Here is a 7,219-nt window from a genome sequence, read left to right on the forward strand (position 1 = left end):
GCCGGCGCCTCGCCGCCGGCCGTCGCGGCGCCGTCCGCCGGTGCGGATCTGCGCGCGCTCGCGCTCGATCCGGCCGCCGACGCGCCCGCGCGTGCGGCATTGCAGGCGGCGCTGGCCGCGAGCGAGCAGCGTCTGGCCGGCGAGGACTGGCAGGCGCTGAAGCATCAGGCCGCGGCGGCCATGCAGGCGCCGGACTTCTGGAACGGTGCGGACCGGCAGCGCGTGCTCGACACGCTCGAACGCATGGACCGTATCGAGAACGCCGTGCGCGGCGCGGACTCGCTGCTGCAGCGCCTGACCGGTGGCGGCCGCGGCGTGCTCGACGTCGTGCGCCGCCTCGCGCTGCGCCTGCATCTGATCGGGCTCGCCGTCGATGCGGTGCTCGCGGCCGAACCCGAGGACGCCCAGCTCGAGCTGCTGAGCCCCGACCGCGTCAACGCGGCCACGCGCGCCGGGTTCGAACGCCTCGCGCAGATGTACCTCGATTGGGCCCAGACGCGCGGCATGCGCGTGCGCACGCTCGAGCACGACCGTGACCAGGCGCGCCTGCGCCTCGCGATCGCCGGCTTCGGCGCCTGGCAGACCTTGCGCGACGAGCGCGGCCTGCACGTGTTCGAGCGCGGCGACGCGAACCCGGCCGAGCGCCAGCGTCTGCACGTGCGCGTGACCGCCGACGGCGTGAGCGGCGCGGCCGCCGCCGCCGACACCGAGCCGCGTCTGTGCCGTCGCTACCAGGAACAGCCGACGCCGCTCGTCCGCGACGCCGTGCGCGGCTGGCGCAGCGGACGGCTCGATCGCGTGCTCGGCGGGGATTTCGATCTGATCGGGTGACGCGCTGCGACCTCGCGGTGATCCGCGGCGCATTCCGCTACCACTGCGCGCGCTGCACCGGTGCGGACCGGGCCGACATCGTGGCGAAGCTCCGCCGCATCGCCGGCTGGGATTTCGAGGGCTGTCATTGACCGCGGTCGCTGCCCGCCGGGAAGCGCAGGCGCGCGAGGGCGAGGCCGCGCTGCGCGAACGCCTCGATGATCTCGACGTCTGGAGGGATCTGACGATCCTCTACTGGCAGGCCACCGGCTGCGGCATCTCCGTCGGCAGCGGCATGACGCGGGAATTCCTCGCCCTGGCCGGCGATCGCCTCGCGGCGCTGCTGGACCTCGGGCGCGACCGGTTCGCCGATCGTGCGGCGGCGCAGTTCCGGACGCGCTACATCGAATGGATCGAGTACGACCGGCCGCTCGCCGTCGCCGTTTGCCGCGAACGGCTCGCGCGCGAGCCGCGGTTCAGGGACCCGGCGCTGTTCGTCTTCGCGACGACGCCGGGCGCGCCTGCGACGGCGACGTCGCGCAGCTGCTCGCCGAGTGCCGCGGCGAGGACACGGCGCGTGCGCGCTACGTCGTCTCGGTCATCGAATCGGCGCTGCAGCGCAAGCGCGAACGCGCCGGGCCGGCCTGACGTGCGGCAACGGCGCGGGCCGGCTCGTGTTGCGCTGCCCTCGGCTCATTGGCGAGCGAAAGCGTGCCGTCGATCCGGCGCACATCGTCCGGCGAACCGGATCCGGACGTGCCGGCCGACGCGGCCGGGTTCGGCGGTCGGGTGGCGAACCGGCCTGTTCGCCCGGCCTCGGCGCGGACTATGCTCGTGCGCCGTCCGCCTGCGCCGAGGTGTCCGTGAACAAGCTGCCGTTCGTCCTGTGTTGCAGTCTCGTCCTCGCCGCCTGCGCGACGGCGCCGTCGTCGCCCGATGCATTGCATCGCCGGCTGCTGACCTTGGACACGCACCTCGACACGCCGATGCATTTCGGCCGCGCTGGCTGGAGTTTCGGCGACCGCCACGCCTATGCCGACGATCTCGTGCAGGTCGATCTGCCGCGCATGGAAGCCGGCGCGCTCGACGGCGGCTTCTTCGTCATCTACACGGCGTCGGGACCGCTGACGCCGCAGGGCTATGCCGACGCGCTCGCGTTCGCGCGCGGCCGCGCCGATCGCATCGCGGCCACGATCGCCGAATTCCCGACGCGCATCGCGCTGGCCACGCGCGCCGACGACGCGCTGCGCCTGGATCGCGCCGGCAGGCGCTTCGCGTTCCTGAGCATGGAGAACAGCTATCCGCTCGGCGAGGATCTGCGCCTGCTCGCCGAATTCCACCGCCGCGGCGTGCGCCTGGCCGGGCCGGTACACACCAAGACGAACCAGTTCGCCGATTCGGCAACCGACGCGCCGCGCTGGAACGGCCTGAGTCCGCTCGGCCGCGACTGGGTCCGCGAAATGAACCGGCTCGGCCTCGTCATCGATGCGAGCCATGCATCGGACGCGGCGTTCGACCAGATGCTCGAGCTGTCGCGCACGCCGCTGCTGCTGTCGCATTCGGGTTCGCGCGAGGTCTGGAATCACCCGCGCAATCTCGACGACGCGCGCCTGCGCCGGCTCGCCGAGCGCGGCGGCGTGATCAGCGCGACCACCGTGTACCTGACCACGATGAACATCGGTCCGCAGCGCGAAGCCCTGTTCGGCCAGCTCGAACGCATCGCCGGGCTGTCGCCGGCGCAGCAGGCCGAGCTGACCGCCGCGACGCGCGCGCTCGACGCGCAGCAGCCGCTCTGGGACAGCGACATCGACGCGTTCATGCGCAGCCTGCTGCATCTGATCGAGGTAGCCGGCATCGACCACGTCGCGATGGGTGGCGACTGGGACGGCGGCGGCGGGCTGCGCGGTCTCGAGGACATCGCCGCGCTGCCCGAAGTCACCGCGCGGCTGCGCGCGGCCGGCTACTCCGACGCTGATCTGCAGAAGCTCTGGAGCGGCAACGTGCTGCGCGTGATGCGCGCGGTCGAAGCCGCGGCGCAGGCCGACGCCGCGGCGGCCGGATCCGCAGCGAAGCCTCGCGACGGCGCTTGACCTTGTCCCAAGGGCAGGCCCGAGACTGGTCCCGATGGCAACGACACCGACCCGTTACCTGCGCATCGGCGATCTCGCCCGCCGCAGCGGCGTCAGCGCGAAGGCGCTGCGTCTCTACGAGCAGCGCGGCCTGCTGCGACCGGCCGCGCACTCGGCCGCGGGCTACCGGCTCTACGACGCCGGTTCGCTCGCGGCGCTGAGCCGCATCGTCGTGCTCAAGCGCGCGGGCTTCCGCCTGGCCGAGATCGGCCAGCTGCTGGCCCGCGACGCGACGGCGGCGACGCGCCTGCTCGCCGCGCGCATCGCGACGCTCGAGCGGGAATGCGCCGAACGCGCGCAGGCCTTGCAGGCGCTGCGCTCGCTCGCGCAGCGCGTGGTCGTGCCATCGACCCTGGACCTCGACGACCTGGTGGAGACGATAGCGATGAGCACGCAACTGCAAGTGGACTGGACCGCGCGCGAGCGCGAGGATTTTCGCCGCCGCGCCGAACAGCTCGGCCCGACCGGCCTGGCCGAGGCGCAGGCGCTCTGGCCCGAGCTGATCGCCCAGGTGCGCGCGGCGTTGAATGCCGGCACGCCGGCGCAGGCGCCCGAAGCGCAGGACCTCGCACGGCGCTGGTACGCGCTCGTGCAGGTCTTCACCGGCGGCGACGCCGCCGTCGCGCGCAAACTCGGTGACGCCTGGCAGGCCCAGCCCGACGCGATGGCCGCGCAAGGCCTCGATCCGGCGCTGTTCGCCTATGTCGGCGAGGCGATGCGTGCGGCAGAGCTGAGCCTGTAGGCACCGCAGTGCGGATGCGGGGAAGGGGCGCCGCACAGCGGCGCCACCTCGCCACTTTCCGGCTGGTCATCCGCGCACAGAAACCGCCTCAGCCACGCCTTCCGATTCCCGATTCCCGGCGCCGCACCGCGACGCCTAGCACACCCGGTTGCGCCCGCCGCGCTTGGCCTCGTACAGCCGCGCATCGGCCTGCGACACGAGGCGTTCGTGATGGGTCAGGTCGGTGCGTTCGGCCAGGCCTATGCTGACCGTGATCCGCAGGCTGTCGGCGAAGGCCGAGCAGTCGACGGCTTCGACGGCGTGACGCAGGCGTTCGGCGAGCACGCGCGCCTGGGCCAGCGTGGTCTGCGGGAACAGCAGCGCGAACTCCTCGCCGCCGTAGCGGGCGATGAGGTCCTGCGCGCGCAGCTCGCGGCGCATCGTGTCGGCGACCGCGCGCAGCGCCGCGTCGCCGGCCGCGTGCGAGTGCTGGTCGTTGATGCGCTTGAAATGATCGATGTCGACGAGCGCGAGACTCAGCGGCTGGTCGTCGCGTACGGCGTCGGCGAACGCGGCGGCGAGCTGTTCGTCGAACCAGCGCCGGTTCGCGAGCCCCGTCAGGCTGTCTTCGCGCGCCTGGCGCTCGAACGCGTCGGCATGTTCGCGCAGACGCACGAGCAGCGCGCTCTTCTCCGTGTCGGCCGCGGTCAGGCGTTCGGTCTGCGCGCGCAGATCCTGGGTGCGCTGGTCGATGAGCTCGCGCAGCCGGCGCTCGCTGCGCTGCAGCTGGCGCACGCGCGCCGCATAGGTCAGGTAGAGCAGGGCCAGGGTGGTCAGGATCACGCCGATCCAGAAGCCGCGGCGCTGCCACCAGTACGGCGCGATGTGCAGGTCGAGCACGGCCTCGTGGCCGTTCCAGTCGCCGCCGGCGTTGGCCGCGGTCGCGCGGAAGCGGTAGTCGCCCGGCGCGAGGTTCGTGAACTGCGCGAAGCGCTGGTTGCCGCGTTCCACCCAGTCCGCGTCGAAGCCGTCGAGGCGGTAGCGGTAGCGGATCTTCTGCGGCATCAGATAACTGAGGCCGGCGAAATGCAGTTCGATCTTGCGCGTGCCCGGCGCGAGTTCGAGCCGGTCGCGCGCCACGACGAGACGGTCGTCGACGCGCACGTCCTCGATGACCAGCGGCGGCGCCGCGCGCGCGAAGCGCTGCAGCCGCGACGGGTCGACGCTCGACAGGCCCATCGCCGTCGCGATCCAGATGCGGCCGTCGGCGCTGCGCCAGGCCGCCGGATTGGAGCCGCCGTTGCATTGCGCGCTGGCCATGCCGTCGGCTTCGCCGAAACCCTCGACGTCGAGCACGTCGAGACGTCCGTCGGCGACGGCGTTCGCCTGCTCCCGGGCGATACGCAGCACGCCGCGGTTGGAGCTGAGCCAGAACTGTCCTTCGGCGTCGCCGACGACCTGGAACACGGTATCGACGGGCAGGCCGTGGCGGCGGTTGACGACGGCGTAGCGGCCGCCGCGTTCGCGCACGAGGCCGCGATCGGTGGCCATCCACATCGTGCCGTCGGCGTCTTCGTGGAAGCCGAACACGTCCTCGATGTCGCCGAGCGCGGACAGGTCGACGCTCTGCAGGCGATCGCCGTCGGCCACGGCCGCGCCGTTGGCCGTGCCTATCCAGAGCCGGCCGTCGGCGGCCGCATGCAGCGCAATGATGAATTCGCGCGGCAGTCCCTCGGCGCGCGCGAAACTGCGCCAGCTGCCGTCGCGCAGCCGCGACAGGCCGCGCGCCGTGCCGACCCAGAGCGCACCGTCGCGCGCGGTCGCGACCGCGCGGACCTGGTTGCCGGCAAGGCCGTCGTCGCTGCTGTAGCGCCGCACGCCGTCGGGTGTCCAGTGCACGAGACCGTTGGAATAGGTGCCGACCCAGAGACCGCCGGCCGCGTCGGCCGCGAGGCTCAGCACCGAATCGTTCAACGCCGCTTCTCCGGCGGCCGGCGCGGCGAAACGGCCGTCCTGCCGGCGCGACAGGCCGCGGCTCGTACCGACCCAGAGCGTGCCGTCGGTGGTCTCGAGCACGCTGCGCACGTAGTTGTCGGCCAGGCCGTGCTCGGTCGTGTAGCTCACGAACGGCGCGTCGCGCAGGCGCAGCAGGCCGCCGTTCGTGCCGACCCAGATACTGCCTTCGTGATCCTCGAACAGCGCCGCGACGCGGTTGTTCGGCAGGCCGACCTCGCTGCCGAGCGTTTCGACCTGGCCGCCGCGCAGGCGCAGCACGCCGTGATTGACCGTGCCGAGCCAGAGATTGCCGCTGCGGTCGACGAGCAGGCGCTGCACCGCATCGATCGGCAACGCGGCGCTGGCCAGCTCGAAGGCGTCGCCGGCGCCGCGATAGACGCCGCGCTCGGTGCCCACCCAGACCGTGCCGTCGCCGCCGAACGCGATGTCGAACACCGGCCCGGGCGGCAGGCCCTGCGCCGGCCCGAACACCTGCACCGTGTCGTCGCGCACGCGCACGAGCCCTTCGGTCGTGCCGGCCCAGACGCTGCCGTCCGCGCGGGCCGAAACGAGATACATGGACAGGCTCGGCAGACCCTGTTCGCGGCCGAAATGGCGCACCTTGCCGCCGTCGACATAATCGAGCCCGGCACTTTCGGTCGCGACCCAGAGCCGGCCCGCGACGTCCTCGGCCACGTCCATGATCTCGTCCTGGGCGAGGCCGTCGCGCGTGCTCAGCCGCGACCAGTTCCCGTCGCGCAGCAGGGTCACGCCGCCGCGCGAGGTGCCGAGTACCAGGGTGCCGTCGCGGCGCACTTCGAGCGCGCGTATGCCGTTGTCGGCCAGCGCGGACACGTTGCTGCGGTCGAACGCGCGAAACTCGATGCCGTTGTAGCGCGCGAGCCCTTCCCAGGTCGCAAACCAGAGATAGCCGTCCGCCGTCTGCGCGATCCCTTGCACGAGGTTGTGCGGCAGTCCCTGGCGCGTGGTCCAGGTCTCGCGGAAATATTCGTTGAGCGGCCGCTGCTCGCCGGCCGCGGCGAACGCCGCCGTACCGAGCGCCGACAACGCCAGCATCCAGCCAATTCGCAGCAGGACCGCAACCGCGCCACGCATCTGTCGACTCCCCCCGGATTGCGGTCGCAGCATAGCGGATCGGCGCGGCGACGGCCGGCGGGTGCCGGCCGGTCTGCCGCGAATCGTGAAGCCGATGCGCAGAACCGATGATCGCGCGGATGACGGCGCCGAGGCAGTGCGCCGGTGCGGCGAACCTCGCTGCGGCAAGCCTGCCCGCCGCGAGCGCCGGCGTTCGCGTCAACGACGCGTCTTTGACGCGAACGACAGCGATCCTTCGGCAAGCAGCGCGAAGGCGACCGCCCTGGCGTCGTCGCTCAGCGGAGTTTTTCGCATGCCGCGCCGCTACCCCTGCTGCAGATGCCGCGCCTGCCGCGCCGGCGTCGCGCCGGCGGCCTTGCGTGCGCGCGGGGCGGGCAGTTCGGCGTCGGCGGCTTCGAAGGGCAGGCGGCTGCGGCCGCCGGCGGCGTGGTAGTCGGCGGCGAGGTCG

5 protein-coding genes are annotated in these 7,219 nt (G+C 72.6%); 4 read left to right on the forward strand and 1 reads right to left on the reverse strand.

Annotated elements, in window-relative coordinates:
- The 4 genes from NON22_RS17755 to NON22_RS17770 all read left to right on the forward strand — a co-directional run.
- Positions 1–831 (forward strand): PCRF domain-containing protein (locus NON22_RS17755; protein ID WP_257388279.1); only part of this gene is annotated, 831 nt, incomplete at its 5' end.
- Positions 832–1,254: 423 nt separating this feature from the next.
- Positions 1,255–1,458 carry a hypothetical protein gene (locus tag NON22_RS17760; RefSeq protein WP_257388280.1) on the forward strand — a complete coding sequence of 68 codons (204 nt, stop codon included), beginning with the start codon at positions 1,255–1,257 and terminating at the stop codon, positions 1,456–1,458.
- Between the two features lie 215 nt (positions 1,459–1,673).
- Positions 1,674–2,900 carry a dipeptidase gene (locus tag NON22_RS17765; RefSeq protein WP_257388281.1) on the forward strand — a complete coding sequence of 409 codons (1,227 nt, stop codon included), beginning with the start codon at positions 1,674–1,676 and terminating at the stop codon, positions 2,898–2,900.
- A 34-nt stretch (positions 2,901–2,934) separates the two neighbouring features.
- The gene (locus tag NON22_RS17770) at positions 2,935–3,681 is read left to right on the forward strand and encodes a MerR family transcriptional regulator (protein WP_257388282.1); all 747 of its coding nucleotides are present in this window, start codon (positions 2,935–2,937) and stop codon (positions 3,679–3,681) included.
- Between the two features lie 135 nt (positions 3,682–3,816).
- On the opposite strand, the gene NON22_RS17775 is transcribed toward NON22_RS17770, so the two are convergent.
- Positions 3,817–6,732: a two-component regulator propeller domain-containing protein gene (locus NON22_RS17775; protein WP_257388283.1), complete on the reverse strand. Its 2,916-nt coding sequence runs from the start codon at positions 6,730–6,732 to the stop codon at positions 3,817–3,819.
- Positions 6,733–7,219 lie beyond the last annotated feature (487 nt).

The sequence above is a fragment of the Tahibacter caeni genome, assembly GCF_024609805.1.
In the GTDB taxonomy this organism is placed as follows: Bacteria; Pseudomonadota; Gammaproteobacteria; order Xanthomonadales; family Rhodanobacteraceae; genus Tahibacter; species Tahibacter caeni.

Bases quoted from the DNA above. Each gene is read 5' to 3' on its own strand.
- NON22_RS17770 (WP_257388282.1), top strand. From the start codon at position 2,935: ATGGCAACGACACCGACCCGTTACCTGCGCATCGGCGATCTCGCCCGC.
- NON22_RS17775 (WP_257388283.1), bottom strand. From the start codon at position 6,732: ATGCTGGCGTTGTCGGCGCTCGGTACGGCGGCGTTCGCCGCGGCCGGC.